Raw genomic sequence first — 24,023 nt, forward strand, 5'->3', positions numbered from 1 at the left:
TTCGCGTTCGAGCCCCGACACCCGAGGCATGCCCATGCTGCGCCCTGCGCCCCTCCCTGTCGTCCTCCTCCTCACCCCTGTCCTGCTGCTCACCGCCTGCGGCCCGGCCCAGGACGGGGAAAGCGGCGGCACGCAGTCCGCCGGCGCCGGCTACCCCCGGACGATCGACAACTGCGGACACGAGGTGACCGTCGACGCCGCGCCGGAGCGCGTCGTCTCCCTCAACCAGGGCACCACCGAGATCCTCCTGTCCCTCGGCCTGGAGGACCGCCTCGTCGGTACCGCCACCTGGACCGACCCGATCATGGAGGGCCTGGAGGAGGCGAACGAGGGCATTCCGCGGCTGGCCGACAACAACCCCTCCTTCGAGGTGGTCCTGGACGCCGAACCGGACTTCGTGACCGCCTCCTTCGTCTCCACGCTCGGCACGGGCGGTGTCGCCACCCGGGAGCAGTTCGGGGAACTGGGCGTGCCCACGTACGTCTCCCCGTCCGACTGCGCCGCGGGCAAGGACAACGAGAGCGGAGGGGACGGCTCCCGCAGCGAGCCGCTGAGCCTCGACGTCGTCCACGGCGAGATCCGCGACCTGGCGCAGGTCTTCGGTGTCGAGGAGCGAGGGGAGGAGCTCGTCGCGCGGCTGCAGCAGCGGGTGGACACGGCAACCGAGGACCTGGATGTCTCCGACGTCTCCCTCATGTACTGGTTCGCCAACTCCGAGTCGCCCTACCTCGCCGGCTGCTGCGGCGCCCCAGGCGCCATCACCAGCGCGGTCGGTGCGGAGAACGCCTTCGACGACACCCACGACGAGTGGCCCCAGATCAACTGGGAGACCGTCGCCGACCGCGACCCGGACGTCATCGTGCTCGGCGACCTGACCCGCGAGTCCCAGACGGCCGAGACCGCCGACGCCAAGATCGAGTTCCTGGAGACCAACCCGGCCACCCGCATCCTCACCGCCGTGAAGGAGGAGCGGTACATCCTGCTCAGCGGCCAGGCCATGAACCCCTCGATCCGCACGGTCGAGGGGATCGAGCAGGTCGCCGCCGGTCTGCGGGACCTCGGGCTCACCCGGTGAGGGGTGCGCGTCTCGCGCTGCTCACCTCCGGTGGATCGGCGGTCCTGGCGATGTCGATCGCGGTCGCCGTGACCATCGGTCCCGCCGACATCACCACGGTCGAGGTCTGGCGCTCGGTGTCCGCCCGTCTGGGGTTCGGCGACAGCCCTCTGTCGCCGCTGCGCGAAGGCATCGTGTGGAACCTCCGCATGCCCCGAACCCTGCTCGCCGCAGTGTGCGGGGCGGGGCTTGCCCTGTGTGGCGCGGTCATGCAGTCCCTGCTCCGCAACCCGCTGGCGGACCCCTTCGTGCTGGGGGTGTCCTCCGGCGCCTCCACCGGGGCGGTCGCCGTGATCGTCCTGGGGTGGGGCGGCGGCGTGGTGTCGCTGTCGGCGGGCGCCTTCGCCGGCGCGGTACTCTCCTTCGGGATGGTGGTGCTGCTCGCCCACAGCCTCGGCGCGAGCATGGACCGCGTGGTGCTGTCGGGGGTCGCGGCCATGCAGCTGTTCGCGGCGCTGACCTCGTTCATCGTGCTGACCTCGGCGGATGCCGAGACCACACGGGGCGTGCTGTTCTGGCTGCTGGGGTCCCTCAGCGGCGCGGGATGGGCCGACGTGGTCCTGTGCGCGGCGGTGCTGGCCGGTGTGCTCGCCGTCTGCCTCGCCCACACCACCACTCTGGACGCCTTCGCCTTCGGCGAGGAGGCCGCGGCGAACCTGGGCGTCCGGGTGGCCCGGGCCCGCCTGCTGCTCCTGACCGCCACCGCCCTGCTCACCGCTGCTCTCGTCAGCTCGGCCGGGGCGATCGGCTTCGTGGGGCTGGTCCTGCCGCACGCTGTCCGTGCACTCACCGGTTCCGCCCACGCGCGGCTCCTGCCCGTGACCGTGCTGAGCGGCGCCGTCTTCCTGGTGTGGGTGGACACAGTGGCGCGCACAGCGCTGGACCCGCAGGAGATCCCGGTGGGTGTGGTGACCTCCCTCATCGGCGTGCCCGCCTTCATCGCCGTGCTGTACCGAGCCAGGAGGAAGACATGAACGACTCCGATCCCGCCGTGGTCGACCGCTGCACCTCCATCGGTGAGGAGAGCCCGGCAAAGGAAATCACACCGGAGGCGTCCGCCGAATGCGCTCTGCACGCCGAGCGCGTGAGCCGTCTGATCGGTGGCAGACTCGTCCTTGACGGCGTCACCGTCGCCCCGCGCCCCGGCGAGACCGTCGGCCTGCTCGGCCCCAACGGCTCGGGGAAGTCGACGCTTCTGCGGCTGCTCGCCGGCGTCCTCGCGCCCTCCGCCGGCGTGGTCACCCTGGACGGGCGGCCGCTCGGCCGGACCGCGCGCCGGGCGGCGGCGCGCCGCATCGCCGCCGTCGAGCAGAACGCGCACACCCAGACCGAACTGACGGTCCGCGACGTCGTGGCCCTGGGGCGCATCCCGCACCGCCGCGCCTGGACGCCCATGTCCACCGCCGACCTGGGCGCCGTGACGGCGGCCCTGGAGCGCACCGGCCTCACCGGGATGGCCGACCGGTCCTGGCACACGCTGTCCGGCGGAGAGCGCCAGCGCGCCCAGATCGCTCGCGCCCTTGCGCAGGAGCCGAGCGAGCTGCTGCTCGACGAGCCGACCAACCACCTCGACATCCAGTACCAGCTCGACCTGATGGAACTGGTCGCGGGCCTGCCGGTCACCACCGTGATCGCCATGCACGACCTCAACCTGGCCGCGATGTACTGCGACCGCCTGCTCGTGCTCCGGGACGGCCGTGCCGTCGCCGAGGGCACGCCCTCCGAGGTCCTGACACCGTCCCTCATCGAGGAGGTCTACGGGGTCCGGGCCGAGGTCGCCTCCGGCCCCGGAGGCCCGGTGATCCGCTTCCTGCGCTCCCCCGCCGGAAGGGAAGGGCAGGAAGCCGGTTAGAGTGTGAATCCTTTGCTCGTGGTGCAGGAACCCGGTGCGATTCCGGGGCGGTTCCGCCACTGTGAGGCCCCTGTCGCGGGGGTTCAGCCAGACACTGGCCTCGGGCACTCCGACCGCCGATGGGGCGAGAACCCCGAGGAAGGAACCCGGCCATGACGGTACGGATCGCGCTGCTGTCCACGTCCGACACCGACCTGCTCTCCGCACGGGCCAGCGGCGCCGCATACGCCTGGGCGAACCCGTCCCGTGCCTCCGACACGGAACTCACCGGCACCGTCGAGGGCGCCGATCTCGTGGTGGTGCGGCTGCTCGGCTCCCCCCACGACCTGTGGCCCGGCCTCGCCGCCGTCCGGGAGCGGGGCACACCGCTGGTCGTCCTCAGCGGTGAGCAGCAGCCCAGCGCCGAGCTGATGGAGCACTCCACCGTTCCGATCGGCGTGGCGACCGACGCCCACCGCTACCTCGCGGAGGGCGGCCCCGCCAACCTCGGGCGCCTGCACGCCTTCCTGTCGGACACCGTGCTACTGACCGGCGAGGGGTTCGACCCGCCGGCGCCCGTCCCGCTGTGGGGCTTCGCCCTCCCGTCGCCCGCCACCTCCCTCAACGGACGCCTTCGGCGCAGTTCTTCGCCGTTGCGCGACCGGCCTCAGGACCTTGCGCTCCCACGCGTCGGCATCCTCTACTACCGGGCCCACGAGGCCGGCGGCAACACCGCGTTCGCGCACGCCCTGGCCGACGCCGTCGACGCGACCGGGCAGGCCGTGGGCGTCCCCGTGTTCGCCGGATCGCTGCGCACCGCGCCCGACGAGCTGTACGAGGCGCTCGAAGGCTTCGACGCACTGGTGGTCACCGTCCTCGCAGCCGGCGGCAGCGTGCCCGCGTCCGCGAGCGCCGGCGGGGACGACGAGGCATGGGACGTGGAGCGGATGGCGGCCCTGGACGTCCCCGTCCTCCAAGGGCTGTGCCTGACCAGCTCCCGCGCCGACTGGGAGGCCTCCGACGACGGCGTCACCCCGCTCGACTCGGCGAGCCAGATCGCCATCCCCGAGTTCGACGGCCGGATCATCACTGTGCCGTTCTCCTTCAAGGAGATCGACCGCGACGGGCTGCCCCGCTACGTCGCGGACCCGGAGCGCTGCGCCCGCCTGGCCGGGATCGCGGTCGCCCACGCCCGGCTGCGGCACGTGCCCCCGGCCGAGAAGCGGATCGCGGTCGTCCTGTCCGCCTACCCGACCAAGCACTCCCGCATCGGCAACGCCGTCGGGCTCGACACGCCCCGCTCGCTGGTCCGCCTGCTGCGCCGACTGCGCGACGAGGGCTACGACCTGGGTGCGCCCGGCGACCTCCCCGGGCTGGACCTGCCCGACGACACGGAGGCCGGCGACGCCCTGATGCACGCCCTGATCGCGGCGGGCGGCCAGGACGAGGACTGGCTGACCTCCGTCCAGCTGACCGACGCCCAGGTGCGGATCACCCCCGAGGAGTACGCCGCCTGGACCGAGGGTCTGCCCGCGCCCCTGAAGGACGCGATGACCGAGGCGTGGGGGCCCGCGCCCGGCCGCCTGTACGTGAACGACGCGGGCGAACTCGTCCTCGCCGCCCTGCGCGCCGGCAACGTCGTCGTCCTGGTGCAGCCGCCGCGCGGCTTCGGCGAGAACCCGATCGCCATCTACCACGACCCCGACCTGCCCCCGAGCCACCACTACCTGGCTGCCTACCGCTGGCTGGAGCACGGCTTCGGCGCCCACGCCGTCGTCCACCTCGGCAAGCACGGCTCGCTGGAGTGGCTGCCCGGAAAGAACGCCGCACTGTCCGCCGCCTGCGCCACCGACGCGGCGCTCGGCGACCTGCCGCTGATCTACCCGTTCCTGGTCAACGACCCGGGCGAGGGCGCCCAGGCCAAACGCCGCGCCCATGCCACGGTCGTCGACCACCTCATCCCGCCGATGGCCCGCGCGGAGACCTACGGCGACATCGCACGGCTGGAGCAGCTGCTCGACGAGCACGCGAACATCGCGGCCATGGACCCGGCCAAGCTGCCCGCGGTCCGGGGCGAGATCTGGTCCCTGATGCGTGCGGCGGAGCTGCACCGCGACCTCGGCCTGGAGGAGCGTCCCGGCGACGAGGAGTTCGACGACTTCCTGCTCCACGTCGACGGCTGGCTGTGCGAGATCAAGGACACGCAGATCCGCGACGGCCTGCACGTGCTCGGTGAAGCGCCGGCGGACGAGGCCCGGGTGAACCTGGTCCTGGCCGTCCTGCGCGCCGCCCAGGTGTGGAGCGGGGTGGCCTCTGTGTCCGGCCTCCGGTCCGCTCTCGGCCTGAAGGAGGACGCGCCGACCGCCGAGGTCGACGAGGCGGAAGCACACGCCCGCCGCCTCGTCGAGCGGATGGAGGCCGCGGACTGGGACCCGGCCGCCGCGGCCGGCCTGCACGACGACCCCGAGGTGCGCCGCGTCCTGGAGTTCGCCGCCGCACAGGTGGTGCCCCGCCTCGCCCGCACCACCGACGAACTCGACCACGTCGTCCACGCCCTGGCGGGCGGCTTCATCCCTGCGGGCCCGTCCGGCTCCCCGCTGCGCGGCCTGGTCAACGTGCTGCCGACCGGCCGCAACTTCTACACCGTCGACCCCCGCGCCGTCCCCTCCCGGCTCGCCTGGCAGACCGGGCAGGCGATGGCCGACTCCCTGCTGCGCCGCCACATGGAGGAGACCGGGACCTACCCGGAGTCGGTGGGCCTGTCGGTGTGGGGCACCTCGGCGATGCGGACGTCCGGCGACGACGTGGCCGAGGTGCTGGCGCTCCTCGGCGTCCGCCCGGAGTGGGACGAGGCGTCCCGCCGGGTCTCCCGGCTCGACGTGGTACCGCTCGAGGAGCTGGGCCGCCCGCGCGTCGATGTCACGGTGCGCATCTCCGGCTTCTTCCGCGACGCGTTCCCCCACGTGGTCGCCATGCTGGACGACGCCGTGAACCTGGTCGCCGACCTCGACGAACCGGAGGAGCAGAACTTCGTCCGCGCCCACGCCCGCGCCGACCTGGAGGCGCACGGCGACCGGCGCCGCGCCACCACCCGGATCTTCGGCTCCGCACCCGGCTCGTACGGCGCCGGCATCCTCCAGCTCGTCGAATCCGGCAACTGGCGCGACGACCGCGACCTCGCCGAGGTCTACACGGCCTGGGGCGGTTTTGCGTACGGGCGCGGCCTCGACGGCGTTCCGGCCGCCGACGACATGCGCGCCAACTACCGCCGGATCAAGGTCGCCGCGAAGAACATCGACAGCGCCGAGCACGACATCGCCGACTCCGACGACTACTTCCAGTACCACGGCGGCATGATCGCCACCGTCCGCGCCCTCACCGGCGCCGACCCCAAGGCGTACGTCGGCGACTCCACCGCGCCCGACGCGGTCCGCACCCGCACCCTCACCGAGGAGACCGCCCGCGTGTTCCGCGCCCGGGTGGTCAACCCGCGCTGGATCTCCGCCATGCGGCGCCACGGCTACAAGGGCGCCTTCGAACTGGCCGCCACCGTCGACTACCTCTTCGGTTTCGACGCCACGGCCGGTGTCGTCCACGACTGGATGTACGAGAAGCTCGCGGCCGAGTACGTGCTCGACGCGGACACCCAGGAGTTCCTGCGCCGCTCCAACCCGTGGGCGCTGCACGGCATCGTCGAGCGGCTGCACGAGGCCGCCCGGCGCGGGCTGTGGGCCGAACCGGATCCGGAGACGCTGGAGGCCCTCCAGGAGGTCTACCTGGAGGTCGAGGGCGATCTGGAGGAGCGGTCCGAATGAGAGTGCGGATCCTCGGCATCGGCATGGGGCCGCGGCACGTCACCCCGGAGGTCGCCGACGCGCTGCGGGGCTGCGACTACGCGGTGGCCGCCCGCAAACGCGAGGACGACGGGCTGCTCGCCCTGCGTCAGGCGGTCTGTGAGGAGTACGATCTCCCCCTGGTCACCGTGCCCGATCCCGAGCGCGACCGCGACGACCCCGCGGACTACGCGGCCGCGGTCGCCGCCTGGCACGAGGCCCGGGTCGCTGCCTACGAACGGGTGCTCGGCGAGCACGGCGGCACGGCGGCGTTCCTGGTCTGGGGCGACCCGTCCCTGTACGACTCCACCCTGCGGATCGTGGCGCGGATCGCCGAGCGAGGGGCCGTCCCCCTGGAACACGACGTGCTCCCCGGCATCAGCGCCCCCCAGCTCCTCGCCGCGCGGCACCGGATCGTGCTGCACGAGGTGGGCCGACCGGTCCACGTCACCCCGGCGCGCCGGCTGCGCGAGGCCGTCGACGCCGGGCAGGACAACATCGTCGTCATGCTCGGCGGGGAACTGGATCTCACGGGCCTGGAGCAGTGGTCGATCTGGTGGGGCGCCAACCTGGGCACCGACACGGAGGAGCTGGTCTCCGGACGGGTCGGTGGCGTGCTGCCGACGATCGGCGCGGCCCGGACACGGGCCAGGGACCGGGCCGGCTGGGTGATGGACATCGCACTGCTGCGGAGGCCGACATGAGTGCGGCCGGGCGTGCCGGAGGGCTGCTGGTCGCCGGGACCACCTCCGACGCCGGGAAGAGCGTCGTCACCACCGGCCTGTGCCGGGCCTTCGCGCGCCGCGGCGTGCGGGTCGCGCCGTACAAGGCGCAGAACATGTCCAACAACTCCATGGTCTGCCACGGCCCCGACGGCCGTCCGGCGGAGATCGGCCGGGCCCAGTGGGTGCAGGCGCTGGCCGCCCGCGCCGTGCCCGAGCCCGCCATGAACCCTGTGCTCCTCAAGCCGGGCACCGACCGGCGCAGCCATGTCGTCCTGCTCGGACACCCTGCCGGGGACGTCTCCTCGGCGGACTGGGAGTCCGGCCGCCGCCACCTCGCGAGGGCCGCGCACGCCGCGTACGACGACCTGGCGGCCCGCCACGACGTCGTCGTCGCCGAGGGCGCGGGCAGCCCCGCCGAGATCAACCTGCGGGCGGGCGACTACGTGAACATGGGTCTGGCCCGGCACGCGGGCCTGCCCGTGGTGGTCGTCGGCGACATCGACCGGGGCGGCGTCTTCGCCGCGCTGTACGGCACGGTGGGGCTGCTGGAACCCGCGGACCAGAAGCTGGTCGCGGGCTTCGTGATCAACAAGTTCCGCGGGGACGCCGGACTGCTCCGGCCCGGGCTGGACGACCTCGAACGGCTCACCGGCCGCCGGGTGTACGGCACCCTGCCGTGGGACCCCGGACTGTGGCTCGACTCGGAGGACGCCCTCGACCTGGAGGGCCGCCGCGCGGAGAAGACTTCTGCCGGGCGGGTGGCCGTGGTGCGCCTGCCCCGGATCAGCAACTTCACCGACGTGGACGCCCTCGGCCTGGAGCCGGGCCTCGACGTCGTCTTCGCCTCCGACCCGCGCGACCTCTCCGACGCCGACCTGGTCGTCCTGCCCGGCACCCGGTCCACCCTCGCCGACCTGGCCTGGCTGCGCTCCCGCGGACTCGACCGGGCGATCGCCGAGCACGCCCGCCGCGGCCGGCCGCTGCTCGGCATCTGCGGCGGATTCCAGATGCTCGGCCGGACCGTCGCCGACCCGGACGGCGTCGAGGCCGAGCCCGGGGCGTGCGCGGACGGCCTCGGGCTGCTCGACGTACGGACCGACTTCACCGCAGGGAAGACCCTCCGCCTGCCGTCCGGGAAGGCGCTCGGCGCGCCCGCGCACGGCTACGAGATCCACCACGGCCGGATCACGGCCGGAGACGGCGCGGAGGAGTTCCTGGGCGGTGCCCGCTCGGGGAACGTCTTCGGCACCATGTGGCACGGCAGCCTGGAGGGGGACGCCTTCCGCGGTGCCTTCCTCGCCGAGGCGCTCGGCTGCGAGCCGTCCGGCGTACGCTTCGGGGCCGCCCGGGAGCGGCGCCTCGACCTGCTCGCCGACCTCGTGGAGCAGCACCTCGACGTCGACGCGCTGCTCGCCCTCGCCCGCGAGGGCGCCCCGGCGGACCTGCCCCCTCTGGCCCCAGGAGGCCCACCCGTCGCCCACCATCGCCCGGGTGGGCGCTCCGCGCCGGAAGCGGGCCACCACCCTCAACCGAGGCCTCCGGTCCAGTCTCCTTCGGTGAGACTGCTGCTTCTCGGGGGTACGTCCGAGGCCCGTGAGCTCGCCGCCCTCCTGGTCGAGGCGGGTGTCGACGTGACCACGTCGCTGGCCGGCCGGGTGGCCCGGCCCCGCCTGCCGGTGGGGAAGATCCGCATCGGCGGCTTCGGGGGAGTGCCCGGACTGCGTGCGGCGCTCACCGACTACGACGCGGTGGTGGATGCCACCCACCCCTTTGCCCTCGGCATGACCGCCAACGCGGCGGCCGCCTGCACCGACGTCCCGCTGCTGCGGCTGGAACGGCCGGGCTGGAACCCCGATCCGGCCTGGCACTACGCCGCCACCCACGAGGAGGCGGCGGAAAGGGCCGCGGCACTCGGCGCACGGCCCTTCCTCACGGTCGGCCGCCAGGAACTCGCCCGCTTCGTTCCGGAATTGGGCCGGCGGGCGGTCCTGGCCCGGGTGGTGGAGGTCCCCGAACTCGAACTGCCCGCCGCCTGGCGGCTGGTGACCAGCCGGGGACCGTACGACCTCGGCGGTGAACTGGACCTGATGGGCGGGCACCGCGCGGACGTCCTGGTCACCAAGGACTCCGGCGGCACCTACACCTGGCCGAAGATGGAGGCCGCGCGGCTGCTCGGCGTTCCGGTCGTGGTGGTGCGGCGCCCGCCGGGCCCGCCCGGCGTTCCCACCGTCCACGACGTGGCGGCCGCGTTCGCCTGGGTGACCTCCCTGGGGTGAGGAGACGTCTCCCGCCGCCACAGCGGTGGCCGGCACTACCGGCGCGCGCCGGGCCCTTCCGGAAATGGTGGGTATACGCGACCGGTTCGGCCCGGGTGCCGACCTCGTCGACGAAGGTGAACGTCGCGGGGCCGCGCACAACGATCGTCTCGCGGGCGCGAAGCGGCTCGGGCGGATGGTGCTCCGGCACGATCCAGCCCTTCCCTGTGAGGACGGTGCACAGTGTCAGCGGCGCGCCGTCCACGAAGTGCAGTGCCCGGGGCGGGGACAGGGTCGAACTACCGAACAACGAGCCGTGGGCTCGTACCCCGCGGATCAGGTCACCGAACATGTCCATTCCACTGAGATTGGACGATGGCGAAGGCATTCCAGCTTTTCACCCATGGATTCGTCCGATCGGATGCCGTTGAATCGCTTCCATGAGCAACGACACCACTCTCGTCCTCGGCGCCACCGGCAAGACCGGCCGACGGGTCGCTGCCCGGCTGCGGCTGCACGGCACGCAGGTGCGCGCCGCCTCCCGATCCAGCCGGACCCGCTTCGACTGGTCCGACCCCGGCAGCTGGGATGCGGTCCTGCAGGACGTCACCGCCGCCTACGTGGTGCCCCCGCCCGTGCCCGGACCGGTGCACGAATTCGTGGCCCGGGCCGAGGCAGCCGGCGTACAGCGGCTGGTCCTGCTCTCCGGGCGCAGCGCCGACACCTGGGGCGACTCCACGTTCGGTCTGGACATGCGGTCGGCTGAGGACGCCGTGTGCGGCTCGGCGCTGGAGTGGACCGTTCTGCGGCCGTCGAACTTCAACCAGAACTTCGACGAGGACCTCTTCCACGCCCCGCTGGTCGCCGGCGAGCTGACGCTTCCCGCCGGCGCGGTCCCCGAAACGTTCATCGATGTGGAGGACGTCGCCGATGTCGCGGCCGCGGTGCTGACCGAAACCGGTCGGCACGCCGGGCGGATCTATGAGCTGACAGGACCGCGTGCGCTCACCTTCGGTGAAGCCGTCGGGCTGATCTCCCGGGCATCCGGACTGCCCATCGCCTACAAGCAGGTCTCCCCCGCCGAGTACACTGCGGCGCTGGTCGAGGAAGGCTGGGGCGAGGACGATGCCCACCACGTCGCCGAAATGTTCGTGCTGCTGGAGCGCAGGACAAGCGCCGAAACGACGGACGGTGTCGCCACCGTGCTGGGGCGGGCGCCCCGAACCTTCGAGGACTACGCCGTACGGGCCGCAGCGGCGGGAGCCTGGCGGCGATGACCACCCGGCGGCTCCGGCCCGCAGAACGCCGATCGATGGAAGTACCAAGCTCCGGGACGCCTGCCCCGACAGCGGCTGAGCTGCTCGACCATCGTCGTTGGAACACCTGTTTCGAACCAGTGGACGCCTTGGTCAGTGGCCTCGGAACCGTTTTCCCTCGCCCGCGGGAAGGGCTGTGACGGACACCGAAGCCAGTTCGTCAACCATCCAGGGTCTGGAGTTCCTCCGGCGCCCCCCTGCACGGCTTCCTGTCCGTGGCCGGAGGTCCGCTCCCGCCACAGCCCGCCCGGCGTTCCCACCGTCCACGACGTGGCGGCCGCGTTCGCCTGGGTGACCTCCCTGGGGTGACGGGCGGACCGCAGGGTCACCGTCGGCCGCACCGGTCGGCTGCCGCGACAGCGGCGGCGACACCGGCCGCCACGAGGACGGCACCGAGTCCCACGCGGCGGGCCAGGGCCGTGGTGCGCGGAATGTCGGACGGCTCGGCCGGCCGCCCGTCGCCCAGGACCGGCCGGTGCTCGGTCCGGGTCCCGTACCGGTTGGTTCCGCCCAGGCGGATCCCGAGGGCGCCCGCGAAGGACGCCTCCACCACACCGGCGTTGGGACTGGGGTGGGCCCCGGCGTCGCGCCGCCACGCCCGCAGAGCCGCCTTCGCCCGGCCCGGGGAGGTGGCGGCCGCCAGCACCCCGGCGAGGCGGGCCCCGGGCAGGTTGAGCAGGTCGTCGAAGCGCGCGGACGCCCAGCCGAACCGCTCGTACCGGGGGCTGCGGTGGCCGACCATGGCGTCGAGCGTGTTCGCGGCGCGATGGGCCAGCAACCCGGGCACCCCGGCGACGGCTCCCCAGACGAGGGGGGCGACCACCGCGTCGGAGGTGTTCTCCGCCACCGACTCGACGACGGCCCGGGCCACCTGGGAGGCGTCCAGCACGCTCGTGTCGCGGCCCACCAGGGACCTGAGCCGCCGACGGGCTCCGGGGAGGTCCCCCGCGGCCAGCAGGTCCTGCACCGCGGTCGCCTCCCGCTCCAGCGAGCACCCGCCGAGCACGGTCCACGTGGCCAGCGCGGTGACGGCCGTTCGCGCGACCGGGGAGCGGGCGGTGGCCTGTTCCAGGGCGATCCCCAGCCCGGCGGCGGCGCCCACCAGGAGAACGGTGTGGGCGGTGCCGCGCGGCCGGGAGTCCGCGTACAGGCGCTTCTCCAGTGCCGCCGCGACGGTGCCGAAGCCGGCCACCGGGTGGAACCGGCGGGGATCGCCCAGCAGCCGGTCGGCGGCATACCCCAGCAGGAGCCCGGCCGCGCGGGGGCTCAGTCGCGGGTGCCGCACAGCTCCTCCTCCGCCTCGCGCGTCCTGGTGAGGGCGGCGAGCAGGTGCCGGGTGGTTTCCGGGGGCCGTACGGCCACGCGTACCCAGGAGGCGTCGAGCCCGGGGAAGGTGTCGGCCCGCCGCACCGCGATGCCCTGTTCGCGCAGGCGCGCGTGGACACCTTCTCCCACCCGTACCAGGACGAACGGCGCGAGGGACGGCACGAACTCCAGACCCGCCTCCCGTAGCCCGGTTTCGAGGAACGTGCGTTGGCCGTCCAGTGCCCGGGCCCGCTCCAGTGCCTCGGGGACCGCTTCCTCACCCGTGCAGGCGACGGTGGCGGCGATCGCGGGCGCGGACACCGACCACGGTGTCTGCGCCCGGCCCAGATCGCGTACCGCGGCCTCGTCCCCGACGACGTATCCGGCCCGGATGCCCGGGATCGACCAGTGCTTCGTGAGGCTGCGCAGCACCACCAGTCCCTCTGCCCGCTCGCCCACCAGGGACTCCGGCTCTTCCGGTACGGCATCCATGAACGCCTCGTCGACGACGACCAGCCGTCCGGGTCGGCACAGCCGACGCAGCGCCGCGGCCGGGTGCAGAACGCCGGTGGGGTTGGTGGGATTGCCGATCATAACCAGGTCCGCGTCGCCGGGGACGGCCGCCGGGTCGAACGCGAAGCCGTCCCCGGCTGTGCAGAGCACGGACGTGACGGTGTGTCCGGCCTGTTCCAGGGCGGCGTGCGGCTCGGTGAACTGGGGATGCACCACCACCGGGCGCCGCCACGGCCGCAGCCGTGCGATCAGGGTGAACGCCTCCGCCGCGCCCGCGGTCGGCAGCACCTCGGCGGGCCGCCGGGCGTGCCGGCGGGCGATCGCGGCGCGGGCCGGCTCCGGGTCGGGGTAGACGGCGGCGCGGCCCAGGCTCTCGCGCAGGGCCCGGTCGAGCCAGGCGGGACGCTCGCCGGCGTAGACGTTGACGGCGAAGTCCAGCAGCCCGCCACGCGCTTCGACGTCGCCGTGGTGCCGCAGCGGATCGGCCACCGGCAGGGGAATGCTGCCGGCTGCAGGCTGTCCGTTGAGGGTGGTGGTGGGTGACGGGGAGAGGGGGTTGTCGGCCGTAGGTCGTCGGTTGAGGGTGGTGGTGGGTGACGGGGAGAGGGGGTTGTCGGCCGTAGGTCGTCGGTTGAGGGTGGTGGTGGGTGACGGGCGGGAGAGGAGTGGAGCCGGAGGCTCGCCGTTGAGGGTGGTGGTGGGTGACGGGCGGGAGTGCACGGCGGCTGCGAAGCGGGCGGCGAACCGGGGGTGCCCGGCCCAGTGGACATGGAGGTAGGAGGCGTGCAGCGTCGGAGAGGCGAAACCCTCCGCCGTGCCGTCGATGTCCCACGCCGGGCTGTCGCCGGAGGCGCCGGGGGTGAGGCGGGTGCGGTGGAACTCGTGGCCGGTGGCCTTCTCCCCGGCCCGGGTCAGCAGGGTGTCCCCGGGCGAGACCGCCTCGGGGTAGCGCAGGGTGAGCCGCTCCGTCATCCGGGCGCGCGCGGGGACGGCCCCGGCCATGGCTTCGCCGTCGAGCGACTCGGCGAGGTAGAGCAGGCCCGCGCACTCGGCGACGGTCGGCACCCCGTCCCGTACCGCGCTCCGCAACTCGGCCAGCAGGCCTCGGTTGGCGGCGAGCCGGTCGGCGTACACCTCGGGGAAGCCTCCGCCGAGGTAGATGCCCCGGGTGCCCGCGGGCAGCTCGGTGTCGCCGAGCGGGTCGAAGCCGACGACCTCGCACCCGGCGGCGGTGAGCAGCTCCTCGGCCTCCGTGTAGCGGAAGGTGAAGGCCCGGCCGCCCGCCACCGCGACCACCGGCCTGGCCGCAGAGGGCGCGGCCAGCTCACGTGCCGGGTCCCAGGGCCGGGCGTCCAGAGCGGGCGCGGAACGGGCCAGGGCGAGCAGTGCGTCCAGGTCCACCTGGCGCGCGATGTGCTCTCCGAGCCGTTCGACCACGCGCGCCGACTCCGCCCGCTCGGAAACCGGCACGAGCCCGAGGTGCCGGGACGGGGCGGCGATCCGCTCGTCGCGGTGGACCACGCCGAGGACGGGCAGGCGTACAGCCCGGGTGATCTCGGCGACGTTCCGCGCCGAGCCCGCCTGGTTGAGGATCACGCCGGCGACCTCGACCGCCGGGTCGTACGCGGCCATGCCCGCCACCAGAGCGCCCACCGAACGGGACATCCGGGACACGTCCACAACCAGTACCACCGGCGTTCGGGTCAAGGCCGCGACATGCGCGGACGAGGCGAACCCGTCGGTGCCGAGCCGCCCGTCGTGCAGGCCCATCACCCCCTCGACGACGGCGACATCGGCGCCGCGCGCCCCGTGCAGGAGCAGCGGCGCGACCCGGTCCTCGCCGACCAGGTGGGGATCGAGGTTGCGGCCGGGACGTCCGGTGGCGAGGGCGTGATAGCCGGGATCGATGTAGTCGGGCCCCACCTTGTGGCCGCTCACCGCATGTCCGGCGTCACGGAGCGCGGCCATCAGTCCGGTCGCGATCGTGGTCTTGCCCTGCCCCGTCATGGGGGCGGCGATCATCAGCCGGGGCAGGGCCGTCACCACTCGATCCCCCGCTGGCCCTTCTGTCCGGCGTCCATGGGGTGCTTGACCTTGGCCATCTCGGTGACGAGGTCGGCGGCCTCCAGCAGCTGCGGATCAGCGCGGCGGCCGGTGATGACCACGTGCTGGCGGCCGGGACGGTCCCGGAGGGCGGCCACGACGTCGTCGACGTCGACCCAGCCCCAGTTGAGGGGGTAGGTGAACTCGTCGAGGATGAGCAGGTCGTGCGTCTGGTCGGCGAGCCGTCGCTTGATCTCGGCCCAGCCCTCCGCGGCGTCGGCCTCGTGGTCCTCCTCATTGCCCTTGCGGCGGCTCCAGGACCACCCCGAGCCCATCTTGTGCCACTCGACCGGGCCGCCCTCGCCGGTTTCCTCGTGGAGCCTGCCGAGGCGTTCCAGTACGGTCTGCTCGCCGATGCGCCACTTGGCCGACTTGACGAACTGGAACACCCCGATCCGCCAGCCCTGGTTCCAGCCGCGCAGCGCGAGGCCGAACGCGGCGGTCGACTTGCCCTTGCCGTCACCGGTGTGGACGGCGAGCAGGGGACGGTTGCGGCGCTGGCGCGTGGTGAGCCCGTCGTCGGGAACGACGAGCGGCTGTCCCTTGGGCATCAGGCGGCCCTCTCTCGTACGGCGTTGCCCAGCGCGTCGGCGCTGACCTCGCTGACGGGCATGTGGTCGGCTCCCAGGTGGGCGGCGAGGCGCGCGGCGAGGCCGAGGCGCAGCGGACCGGACTCGCCGTCCACCACGACAGTGGTGACGCCCAGTCCGGCGACGTGGTCGGCGGCGCTCAGCGCACGGCCGACGGCGCCCCGCCCGCCGGTGGCCCGGCCGTCGGTGACCACGACCAGAAGCGGGCGCGTCCTCGGGTCCCGCAGGCGCTCGCGCCGCAGGACGCGGGCCGCTTCGAGCAGGCCCTCGGCGAGCGGGGTGCGCCCTCCGGCGGGCAGGTCGTCGAGGCGGGCCGCGGCGACGTCCACCGAGCGGGTCGGCGGCAGTGTGAGTTCGGCGTCCTGTCTCCGGAAGGTGATCAGGCCGACCTTGTCGCGGCGCCGGTAGGCGTCGAGGAGGAGGGAGAGGATCGCGGTCTTGACCTCGGTCATGCGCTTGCGCGCCGCCATGGAGCCGGACGCGTCGACGCAGAACAGGATCAGGTTGCTCTCCTGGCCCTCGCGGACCGCGACGCGCAGGTCGCGGGGGTGGAACCGCAGTCGCCCTCTCTCCTGCGGCCGGAGCGCGGCGGCCCGTACGGTCTCGACCAGGTGGAGCGCGCTGCCGGATCCCCGGCCGGGCGCGGCGGAGCCGATCCGGCGGCCCCGTGTGCCGACGGCCCGGCTGCGCCTGCCGTCGGCCCCCTCACCGGAACCCCGCACGGTGAGCACCCGGGGCCGGTAGGGAGCGGCGGCCCTGGCCGTGGAGCTCCCGGCGGGGCCGGCCACCGGGGCGCTGCTGTCGGAACCGTCCGCCTCCTGCGGGGCGGGCAGCTGCTCCTGGCCGGCCGGCTCGCCGTCCGGAGCCTCGGCGGGACCGCCGGCGTCCGACGGGCCGTCGGTGCCGGAGAGGTCGTCGCTCCCGTCGGTGTCCGAAGGGGCATCGGAGCCGTCAGGACCGTCAGAGCCTCCCGGGCCCGGTGGCTCCGGGGGGTCGGGCGGCAGTTCCTCGTCACCCAGGATCCGGTCGAGGAGGTCCTCGTCGAGCCCCGGCGCGTCGAACGGGTTGCGTCGGCGCCGGTGCGGCAGGGCGAGCATGGCGGCGCGGCGGATGTCGGCCCGGGTGACCGAGGTCCGGCCCTCCCACGCCGCGTGCGCCACCGCCGTGCGCGCGGTGACGATGTCGGCCCGCAGGCCGTCCACCTCGTGTGCCGCGCACACCTCGGCGATCTTCAGCAGCGCGGCCTCGGACAGTCGCACCTGCGCGAGCGCCTTCCGGGCCGCGGCGATGCGCTCGGCGAGGGCCTCCTCGGCCTCGCGGTAGCGCGAGGCGAAGGCGGCGGCGTCGGAGTCGTGGGCCATGCGCCTGCGGACCACCTCGGCGCGGGCCGCGGGCTCGGACGGCGCCGCGACCTCGACGGTGAGGCCGAACCGGTCGAGGAGCTGCGGACGCAGCTCGCCCTCCTCGGGGTTCATCGTGCCGATGAGCAGGAACCGGGCCGCGTGCTCCACGGAGAACCCGTCGCGTTCCACGGTCACCCGGCCGGTCGCGGCGGCGTCGAGGAGGAGGTCGACCAGGTGGTCGTGGAGCAGGTTGACCTCGTCGACGTAGAGGATTCCGCGGTGGGCCCGGGCCAGCAGGCCGGGCTCGTAGGCGACCTTGCCGTGCGTGAGCGCCTGCTCCAGGTGCAGGGAGCCCAGGACGCGGTCCTCGGTGGCACCGACGGGCAGTTCGACGAGCCGCACCGGGCGGTTCTCCACGGCCGTGCCGGACCCGAAGGGACCGTCCGGCGACCGCTGTGCCGGATCGGCGGGGTCCACGGAGAACCGGTCGCCCTGGTAGACGTCGACGGGTGGGAGGAGGGAGGCGAGGGCCCGGACGGCGGTGGACTTGGCCGTGCCCTTCTCCCCGCGCACCAGGACGCCGCCGATCTCCGGCGAGACGCTGGTGAGGACGAGGGAGAGGCCCAGGTCGTCGAGATGTTCGGTGTCGCAGCCGACGATCGCGGAAAAGGGGTAGTGCGATGACTGCAATGGCATGTGAGGCTCCCGCTCGTCTCGCCATCCGTAAGGGGCGGGCGCGAGGCCGGTCTTCGGACTTGCCGAGTCCTCCTGAGCGGAGGCTCGGTTCACCGCAGCGGGCCTGTGCCGGGATCTCACCGGGCTTCCCAGATTCTCCCCTCCCGCCGTCCCCACCGTTTCCGATGGCTGGGCCGTTGGGGCACCTCGTGCCTGTGCCCGCCACGATAGCGTCAGGGACATGAAGGCCGCCTCTCCCCCTCCCCCCGAGTCAGGGATCACCGTTGTCGGCATCGGCGCCGACGGCTGGTCCGGCATGCCCGAGCGGCTGCGCCGGCTCGTCCTGGACGCTGGTGCGGTGCTGGGCGGCCGCAGGCATCTGGCGATGCTGCCGGATGTGCCCGGGCAGCGCCGCGAGGCCTGGCCCTCTCCTCTGCGGGAGGGACTGCCGGCACTGCTCGCCTCCCTCGACGGCGTCCCCGCGGTGGCCCTCGCCTCCGGCGACCCCCTGGTGTCCGGTGTCGGCACCACGCTGATCGAGCTGCTGGGCGCGGACGCCGTGCGGGTGGAGCCGGCCGTCTCCTCGGTCGCCCTGGCCCGTGCCCGGATGGGCTGGCCCGCGGAACGCTGCGCGGTGGTGGGCCTGGTCGGGCGCGACCCCCGCCTGCTGCTGCGGCAGCTGGCGCCCGGCCACCGCGTCCTGGTGCTCTCCTCCGACGGGGGCACGCCCGAAGCGGTCGCCGCCCTGCTGGTCGGCGCCGGCTACGGCGCCAGCCGCATGACCGTACTGGGTGACCTGGGTGCGGACTCGGAGTCCCGCCTGGAGACCACGGCGGACGACTGGCCGGCGACCCCTCCCGAAGCGGTGCCCGCGCTGCACGTGCTGGCTCTGGAGCTGGTCGGCCCGCCCGGGTACGGCCTGGCCCCGGGGCTGCCCGACGACGCGTTCGAACACGACGGCCAGCTGACCAAGAGGGACCTGCGCGCCTCGGCACTGGCCCGGCTGGCGCCCTCGCCGGGGGAGCACCTGTGGGACGTGGGCGCGGGTGCGGGCTCGGTCGGCATCGAGTGGATGCGGGCCCACCCGACCTGCACCGCCACGGCGGTGGAGGCGAATGCCGAACGGGCCGAGCGGATCAGCCGCAACGCGGGCGCCCTCGGTGTCCCCGGGCTGCACGTGGTCACCGGACGCGCACCGGACGCACTGGCCGGACTGCACGCGCCCGACGCGGTGTTCGTCGGCGGCGGCGCGTCCCGGCCGGGCGTGCTCGACACCTGCCTGCGGGCGCTGCGGTGGGGAGGGAGACTCGTGGTGCACGGTGTGACGCTGGAGACCGAGCAGCTGCTCGCGGACGCCTACCGGCGCCACGGAGGGGAGCTGACCCGCATCGCCGTCGAGACCACCGCGCCCATCGGCACGTTCACCGGCTGGACGCCCGCCCGTACGGTCACCCAGTGGTTCCTGGCGGTCGGCCGCTGACCCGGGGGCGGGCCGGATCGTAGAGGTAGGACTCACCGCCCGTCCCGGGGTCGAGCGCCCGCCCCACCAGGATCACCGCGGCCTGCCGGAACCCGGCCTCCTCCACCGCGTCGGCGATGGTGGCGACAGTGCCGCGCAGCACCGACTCGCCCGGCTGGCTGGCCCGGTGGACGACGACGACCGGGCAGTCGGCACCGTACTCGGGTTCGATCTCCGCCATCAGCTCCCGCACCCGCGTGATCGCCAGGTGCAGCACCAGCGTGGCCCGGGTCGCCGCGAACGCGGACAGTGACTCCGTGGCCGGCATCGCGGTCGAGCGGGCCCGGGTCCGGGTCAGCACCACCGACTGGGCCACCAGCGGCACGGTCAGCTCTCGCCCCGCCAGCGCCGAGGCGGCCGCGTACGCGGGCACCCCGGGCGTGACGTCCCACGGGACGCCGTGTGCGTCGAGCCGGCGGGTCTGCTCGGCGAGCGCCGAGTAGAGCGACGGGTCGCCGGAGGTGAGCCGTACGACGTCCCGGCCCGCGGCGTGCGCGGCGACGAGACGGGCTGTGATGCGGTCGAGGTCCAACCCCTGGGTGTCCACCAGTTCGGCGCCGGGCGCGCAGTGGGTGAGGACCGCCGGGTCCAGGTACGTGCCGGGATACAGCACCACGTCGGCCCCGGCGAGCATCCGCGTGGCGCGGACCGTCAGCAGATCTGCGGCGCCGGGCCCCGCCCCCACGAAATGCACGGTCACGGCTTCACCCACCGCGGGGTCCAGACACGGCCCGCCCGGGAGACCCGGGTCCCGGACGCACCGACGATCAGCAGGCAGCGCATGTCGACGCCGGCCGGGTCGAGTCCGTCGAGCGTGGTCACCGTCAGGGACTCGCCGTCCCGGCCGATGTCCCGGCCGACGACGACCACGGTGTCGGGCTTCCGGTGCTCCAGCAGGATCCGGCGGGCGGTGGCGATCTGCTCGGTCCGGGACCGGGAAGCCGGGTTGTAGACGGCCAGCGCCAGGTCGGCCTCGGCGACGGCGCGCAGCCGCCGCTCGACCACCTCCCACGGCTTGAGGCGGTCCGAGAGGCTCATCACCGCGAAGTCGCCGCCGACGGGAGCACCGGCCCGGGCCGCGACCGCCTGAACGGCGCTGACACCCGGCAGCACCCGGACGGGCACGTCCTGGTACACGGGATCCTCGGCAGCCTCGAACACGGCGGTGGCCATCCCGAAGACACCGGCGTCCCCGCCGGAGACCACGGCGACACGTTCGCCGCGCCTGGCCAGGTCCAGGGCGAGCCGGGCGCGTTCGAGTTCGACGGTGTTGCCGGAGGCGTGCCGGGTGAGCCCGGGGCGCTGCGGGACTCGGTCGACGTAGGGGGCGTAGCCCACCACGTGGTCCACCCCGGCGAGCGCCTCGGAGGCCTCGGGGGTGAGCCAGTGCCCGGGACCGGGGCCCAGGCCGACGACCAGCAGTTCGGCCGCCGGTCCAGCGGGCTCCGGGGCCGTCGGCGTCGCCGTGCCTCTTTGCCGGGACCGCTTGCCGTTGCGGCTGTCACCGGTGACCAGCACCAGGGAGAAGTAGGGCACCGTCTCCGGGTCGACCTCCGCGACCGGCAGCCGCCGCTCCCCGTCCATCGAGGCGCGCTCCACGTACACCGCGTGCTCCAGCCGCCCGGCCGCCTCCAGGGCGCGGCGGACGGCAGGGAAGGTCCGGCCCAGCTTCATGACCACGGCCGCGTCGGTGTCCGCCAGGCGGCGGGCCAGTTCCGGTTCGGGCAGGGTGCCGGGCAGCACGGTGAGCACGTCGGTCTGCCGGGCCAGCGGGGCCGCCGCGGCGGCCGTGGCGGCGGTGAACGCCGGAACCCCGGGCACGATCTCGGTCGCGTACCGCTCGGACAGCCGGTCGTGCATGTACATGTACGACCCGTAGAACAGCGGATCGCCCTCGGAGAGCAGGACGACGTCGCGGCCGGCGTCGAGGTGGGCGGCCAGCCGTGCGGCGGACTCCTCGTAGAAGTCGGCCAGCGCCCCCGCGTAGCCGCCCGGATGGCCGGTCGTACCGGTGGTCACCGGATAGGTGAGCTGCTCCTCGATCGCCGAGTCCGGAATCAGGCCCTCGGCGATGCGGCGGGCGTTGGACTCCTTGCCGACGCCGGCGTGGTAGGCGACGACGTCGGCCCCGGCGATGAGCCCGGCCGCCTTGAGGGTGATCAGCTCGGGATCCCCCGGGCCGACGCCGACGCCGTGGAAACGGCCGGTCACTCCTCCTCCTTGGCAAGTGCGTTGAGGGCCGAGGAGGTCATCGCGGAACCCCCGCGGCGGCCGCGAGCGGTCACGTAGGGGACGTCGATGCCGTATCGGCCGGCGAATTCCGTCAGTGCCTGCTTGGACTCGGCGGCGCCGACGAAGCCGACCGGGCAGCCGACGATCGCGGCCGGGCGCGGTGCGCCGTCGGCCAGCATCTCCAGCAGGTGGAAGAGGGCGGTGGGCGCGTTGCCGACGGCGACCACGGCGCCGTCGAGCAGCGGCTCCCACAGGGACACCGCGGCCGCGGTGCGGGTGGTGCCCCATTCCCGGGCGAGGGCGGGGACCCGCCCGTCGCCGAGGAAGCAGAGCACCTCGTTGCCGCGCGGCAGTCGGCTCGCGGTCACGCCGGCGGCCACCATGCCGGCGTCGCACAGGATCGGCGCACCGGCCTGGAGGGCGGCGCGCGCTGCGGGGACCAGATCGGGATGGATCACCAGGTCGTCGGCGAGGTCGACCTGGCCGGTGCCGTGGATCATCCGCACGGCGAGCCGTTCCGCGTTGGCGGGCAGGTGGCCGAGCCGGGCCTCGCGCCGAATGACGGCGAAGGAGTCGGCGTAGATGGCGGGCCCGTCGTCGATGTACTCGTAGTGCCGGTTCGGCCGGCTCGGAACGGTCACTGTGTTCCTCCGGGAACAAGAACGCCGCGCCACGGCGTGACGACGAGCTCGCCGGGTCCGGCGGCGAGCGCCTCCTCGGCGAGTGCTTCGGCGGCGGATCGGTCCAGGCCGTCGCCGGGGACGGGGACATGCCGTCCGCCTCCGGGCAGCGGGCCGTACGGCAGCGGCGGTGCGGGATCCGGCAGCCGTGGGTCCGGTGGCACCGGGTCGGCCGGCGGCGACGGGAGTTCGGCGACGTGCCACGGCGCGGTGGGACCGTCGCCGCGCCGCGCCAGGAACTCGTCGGCGAACCGTATGAGCGCGGCGGCGGCCTCGCCGAGCGGCGTCAGCGGGCCCCAGCCCTCCCCGATCCTCAGCTGGGCGACATGCTCGTCGAGGGCGACGAGCCCCAGGTCGCAGGAGCGCTCGATCAGGTCACCGCGTCCGTCGTCCAGGACGAACAGGAAGCGCCCGGGGAGAGCGGCGCGGTGCGGAGCGGCGCACAGCAGCTCGTCCAGCGCGGCGGCAACGGGCCGCAGGTCGGCCCGCCATCGCCCCGGGGAGACCATCACGTTGCGGACCAGTTCATGGGTGGGCGAGGGCAGCAGGCCCGTTCCCTCAAGAGCCCGGAGCACCCCGGGAGCCAGGGCGTGTTCGGCGGACGCCTGCCCTGACCCGCCGTGCCCGGGCAGGGCGCGCAGCTGCAGGTTGGCCCGGCCGGTGACATGGATCCGGCCGTCGCCGTACTCGTCGGCCACGGCGGCCAGGGCGCTCAGCGAGCGGGCGGGGAGCCGGCCGCCGACGAGCCGGAGCCGGACCAGCAGCCCGTCGTCGGCGGGCCAGGGGCGCAGGGCGCCGGGGCAGCGGTCGCGCCGGGTGCGGAGGGGGGATGGGGAACCGGTCGGGGACATGCGCGTCCTTCGGGTCAGGGACCCGTTCGCGGGGTCCGCGGATGACCTGGCGGCCCGTCACCGCCAGTGCCAGCAGGTCTTCGGACTCGGGATCGACCGGTGCGGAGCGCCTTCCCGGAGCGATGCTCCAGTGGCTGCCTTGCTCCGCCCGTCACCCTCACCGCTGCGCGTCAGTCCCGGATTCCCACCGGGTTCCCTGCTCCACGAAGTGGAGTACGACTGGCTCGACCGAGGGTACCCCCGCCCCTCCCGGGCCCGATCCAGGGGGTTTCACTCCGGTGAGGCCCAGGACCCCAGGACTGTGCGCAGCACGGCAGCGAAGCCCTCGGGGTCGTCGGTGAAACCGCCGTGTCCGCCGGGGAAGGTGACCGGAGCGGTGCCGAGCAGGTCCGCCAGGGCAGCGGAGGACCGCGCGGTGGTCAAGGGCCCGGAATCCGCACCGACACCGACCACGATTCGGGCGGGGCCGCTGCGCAGGGTGTCGATGCGGGGCATGTACAGGGTGGTGGCCAGCAGCTGGTGGGCGAAGAAGTGGGCGCTGTCGGCCAGCAGCTGCTCCGAGGGCTCCGCTGCGGCCCCTGTGTCCTCGCCCTCCTCCACCGGGAATCCGGCGTTGCCCATGAACTTGGCCCAGGCCGCGGGCACACCCTCCCGGTGGTAGGTCTCGACGATGTCCTCCGTCGCGGTGCGCTGCTCGGCGGCGTCGGGCAGCAGCTCCAGCAGGGGCGGCTCGTGGGCCACGACCGTGCGGACCCGGTTCGGGTACCTCTCGGCCAGCGCCAGTGCGGTCACCGCGCCGCCGCTGGAGCCGAGCACGTCCGCCGATTCCGCGCCGAGGGCGTCCAGGAGCGCAACGACGTCATCGGCGCGCAGCTCGGGCGTGGAGTCCTGCTCGGGATCGTCGAGGGGACTGCGGGAGACACCCCGAGGGTCGTGTGTGACGACGGTGCGGTCCCTTGCGAGCAGGTCCGCCACAGGGGCGAACTCCCCGGCGCCCATGGGTGCGCCCGCGAGCACGAGGACGGGACCTTCGCCGCGCACCTCGTAGTACAGCGTCCCGTCGGATGTGCGCAGGGTGTGCGTGTCGGCCATGGCCATCGCTCCGTTCCGTGTCCGCCCGGCCGGCTCGTCCGGCCGG

General features: G+C 74.0%; 17 protein-coding genes, 2 pseudogenes and 3 riboswitches. Of the genes and pseudogenes, 9 read left to right on the plus strand and 10 right to left on the minus strand.

Annotated features, from left to right (window positions below; genetic code table 11):
• The first annotated feature begins 34 nt into the window (after positions 1-34).
• From FHS13_RS14375 to FHS13_RS21180, 7 genes and pseudogenes are all read left to right on the plus strand, one after another.
• Positions 35-1,075 (plus strand): ABC transporter substrate-binding protein, encoded by a 1,041-nt coding sequence (locus FHS13_RS14375; protein WP_221442943.1) that lies wholly within the window; start codon positions 35-37, stop codon positions 1,073-1,075.
• The gene (locus FHS13_RS14380) at positions 1,072-2,088 is read left to right on the plus strand and encodes an iron chelate uptake ABC transporter family permease subunit (protein ID WP_184292401.1); all 1,017 of its coding nucleotides are present in this window, start codon (positions 1,072-1,074) and stop codon (positions 2,086-2,088) included. The genes FHS13_RS14375 and FHS13_RS14380 overlap by 4 nt, the downstream gene beginning before the upstream one ends.
• Positions 2,085-2,966, plus strand: a complete 882-nt coding sequence (locus FHS13_RS14385; RefSeq protein ID WP_184292402.1) for an ABC transporter ATP-binding protein — start codon at positions 2,085-2,087, stop codon at positions 2,964-2,966. Before FHS13_RS14380 ends, FHS13_RS14385 begins: the two co-directional genes overlap by 4 nt.
• A 2-nt stretch (positions 2,967-2,968) precedes the next feature.
• A riboswitch (cobalamin riboswitch) is annotated at positions 2,969-3,083 on the plus strand.
• Positions 3,084-3,118: 35 nt separating this feature from the next.
• A complete protein-coding gene (gene cobN / locus FHS13_RS14390; protein ID WP_184292403.1) occupies positions 3,119-6,760 on the plus strand; it encodes a cobaltochelatase subunit CobN in 3,642 nt (1,213 codons plus the stop codon).
• Entirely contained in the window at positions 6,757-7,482 is a 726-nt protein-coding gene (cobF, locus tag FHS13_RS14395; protein ID WP_184292404.1) for a precorrin-6A synthase (deacetylating), read from the plus strand. Before cobN ends, cobF begins: the two co-directional genes overlap by 4 nt.
• Positions 7,479-8,864: pseudogene (locus tag FHS13_RS21175) on the plus strand (cobyric acid synthase); the annotation flags it as partial. The gene cobF and the pseudogene FHS13_RS21175, both read left to right, overlap by 4 nt.
• A 195-nt stretch (positions 8,865-9,059) precedes the next feature.
• The gene (locus tag FHS13_RS21180; RefSeq protein WP_343065039.1) at positions 9,060-9,779 is read left to right on the plus strand and encodes a cobalt-precorrin-6A reductase; all 720 of its coding nucleotides are present in this window, start codon (positions 9,060-9,062) and stop codon (positions 9,777-9,779) included.
• Between the two features lie 52 nt (positions 9,780-9,831).
• Here FHS13_RS21180 and FHS13_RS21890 read toward each other — a convergent pair.
• Positions 9,832-10,146: pseudogene (locus FHS13_RS21890) on the minus strand (cupin domain-containing protein); the annotation flags it as partial.
• A gap of 52 nt (positions 10,147-10,198) precedes the next feature.
• On the opposite strand from FHS13_RS21890, the gene FHS13_RS14410 reads away from it, so the two are divergent.
• Complete coding sequence (locus FHS13_RS14410) at positions 10,199-11,035, plus strand: NAD(P)H-binding protein (protein WP_184292406.1); 837 nt, start codon at positions 10,199-10,201, stop codon at positions 11,033-11,035.
• Positions 11,036-11,399: 364 nt separating this feature from the next.
• On the opposite strand, the gene FHS13_RS14415 is transcribed toward FHS13_RS14410, so the two are convergent.
• The 4 genes from FHS13_RS14415 to FHS13_RS14430 are packed head-to-tail and all read right to left on the minus strand — an operon-like array spanning position 11,400 to position 17,624.
• Complete coding sequence (locus FHS13_RS14415) at positions 11,400-12,359, minus strand: cobalamin biosynthesis protein (protein WP_343065034.1); 960 nt, start codon at positions 12,357-12,359, stop codon at positions 11,400-11,402.
• Positions 12,341-14,914, minus strand: coding sequence for a bifunctional hydrogenobyrinic acid a,c-diamide synthase/histidinol phosphate aminotransferase CobBC (gene cobBC / locus FHS13_RS14420; protein ID WP_184292542.1), 2,574 nt, complete (start codon positions 14,912-14,914; stop codon positions 12,341-12,343). Before cobBC ends, FHS13_RS14415 begins: the two co-directional genes overlap by 19 nt.
• Positions 14,915-14,931: 17 nt before the next feature.
• Positions 14,932-15,546, minus strand: a complete 615-nt coding sequence (cobO, locus tag FHS13_RS14425) for a cob(I)yrinic acid a,c-diamide adenosyltransferase (RefSeq protein WP_184292407.1) — start codon at positions 15,544-15,546, stop codon at positions 14,932-14,934.
• The gene (locus FHS13_RS14430; RefSeq protein WP_246405295.1) at positions 15,546-17,624 is read right to left on the minus strand and encodes a VWA domain-containing protein; all 2,079 of its coding nucleotides are present in this window, start codon (positions 17,622-17,624) and stop codon (positions 15,546-15,548) included. The genes cobO and FHS13_RS14430 overlap by 1 nt, the downstream gene beginning before the upstream one ends.
• Positions 17,625-17,652: 28 nt before the next feature.
• A riboswitch (cobalamin riboswitch) is annotated at positions 17,653-17,790 on the minus strand.
• 54 nt (positions 17,791-17,844) lie between these two features.
• On the opposite strand from FHS13_RS14430, the gene cbiE reads away from it, so the two are divergent.
• Positions 17,845-19,083: a precorrin-6y C5,15-methyltransferase (decarboxylating) subunit CbiE gene (cbiE, locus tag FHS13_RS14435; protein WP_184292408.1), complete on the plus strand. Its 1,239-nt coding sequence runs from the start codon at positions 17,845-17,847 to the stop codon at positions 19,081-19,083.
• On the opposite strand, the gene FHS13_RS14440 is transcribed toward cbiE, so the two are convergent.
• The 5 genes from FHS13_RS14440 to FHS13_RS14460 all read right to left on the minus strand — a co-directional run bounded on the left by FHS13_RS14440 (position 19,052) and on the right by FHS13_RS14460 (position 23,977).
• Entirely contained in the window at positions 19,052-19,834 is a 783-nt protein-coding gene (locus FHS13_RS14440) for an SAM-dependent methyltransferase (protein WP_184292409.1), read from the minus strand. The genes cbiE and FHS13_RS14440 overlap by 32 nt on opposite strands.
• Complete coding sequence (locus tag FHS13_RS14445) at positions 19,819-21,333, minus strand: precorrin-2 C(20)-methyltransferase (protein WP_184292410.1); 1,515 nt, start codon at positions 21,331-21,333, stop codon at positions 19,819-19,821. The genes FHS13_RS14440 and FHS13_RS14445 overlap by 16 nt, the downstream gene beginning before the upstream one ends.
• Positions 21,330-21,995: a precorrin-8X methylmutase gene (locus tag FHS13_RS14450; protein WP_184292411.1), complete on the minus strand. Its 666-nt coding sequence runs from the start codon at positions 21,993-21,995 to the stop codon at positions 21,330-21,332. Before FHS13_RS14450 ends, FHS13_RS14445 begins: the two co-directional genes overlap by 4 nt.
• Positions 21,992-22,885: a nitrite reductase gene (locus FHS13_RS14455; RefSeq protein ID WP_184292412.1), complete on the minus strand. Its 894-nt coding sequence runs from the start codon at positions 22,883-22,885 to the stop codon at positions 21,992-21,994. The genes FHS13_RS14450 and FHS13_RS14455 overlap by 4 nt, the downstream gene beginning before the upstream one ends.
• A 54-nt stretch (positions 22,886-22,939) precedes the next feature.
• A riboswitch (cobalamin riboswitch) is annotated at positions 22,940-23,124 on the minus strand.
• Between the two features lie 31 nt (positions 23,125-23,155).
• On the minus strand, positions 23,156-23,977 hold the full coding sequence (locus tag FHS13_RS14460) for an alpha/beta fold hydrolase (protein WP_184292413.1): 822 nt from the start codon (positions 23,975-23,977) through the stop codon (positions 23,156-23,158).
• Positions 23,978-24,023 lie beyond the last annotated feature (46 nt).

This window comes from Nocardiopsis algeriensis (assembly GCF_014203695.1).
Lineage (GTDB): Bacteria > Actinomycetota > Actinomycetes > Streptosporangiales > Streptosporangiaceae > Nocardiopsis > Nocardiopsis algeriensis.

Coding starts and splice junctions, on each gene's coding strand:
- FHS13_RS14375 (WP_221442943.1), top strand. CDS start 35: ATGCTGCGCCCTGCGCCCCTCCCTGTCGTCCTCCTCCTCACCCCTGTC.
- FHS13_RS14460 (WP_184292413.1), bottom strand. CDS start 23,977: ATGGCCGACACGCACACCCTGCGCACATCCGACGGGACGCTGTACTAC.
- cobBC (WP_184292542.1), bottom strand. CDS start 14,914: ATGATCGCCGCCCCCATGACGGGGCAGGGCAAGACCACGATCGCGACC.
- cbiE (WP_184292408.1), top strand. CDS start 17,845: ATGAAGGCCGCCTCTCCCCCTCCCCCCGAGTCAGGGATCACCGTTGTC.
- cobN (WP_184292403.1), top strand. CDS start 3,119: ATGACGGTACGGATCGCGCTGCTGTCCACGTCCGACACCGACCTGCTC.
- FHS13_RS14430 (WP_246405295.1), bottom strand. CDS start 17,624: ATGCCATTGCAGTCATCGCACTACCCCTTTTCCGCGATCGTCGGCTGC.
- FHS13_RS14385 (WP_184292402.1), top strand. CDS start 2,085: ATGAACGACTCCGATCCCGCCGTGGTCGACCGCTGCACCTCCATCGGT.
- FHS13_RS14455 (WP_184292412.1), bottom strand. CDS start 22,885: ATGTCCCCGACCGGTTCCCCATCCCCCCTCCGCACCCGGCGCGACCGC.
- cobO (WP_184292407.1), bottom strand. CDS start 15,546: ATGCCCAAGGGACAGCCGCTCGTCGTTCCCGACGACGGGCTCACCACG.
- cobF (WP_184292404.1), top strand. CDS start 6,757: ATGAGAGTGCGGATCCTCGGCATCGGCATGGGGCCGCGGCACGTCACC.
- FHS13_RS14410 (WP_184292406.1), top strand. CDS start 10,199: ATGAGCAACGACACCACTCTCGTCCTCGGCGCCACCGGCAAGACCGGC.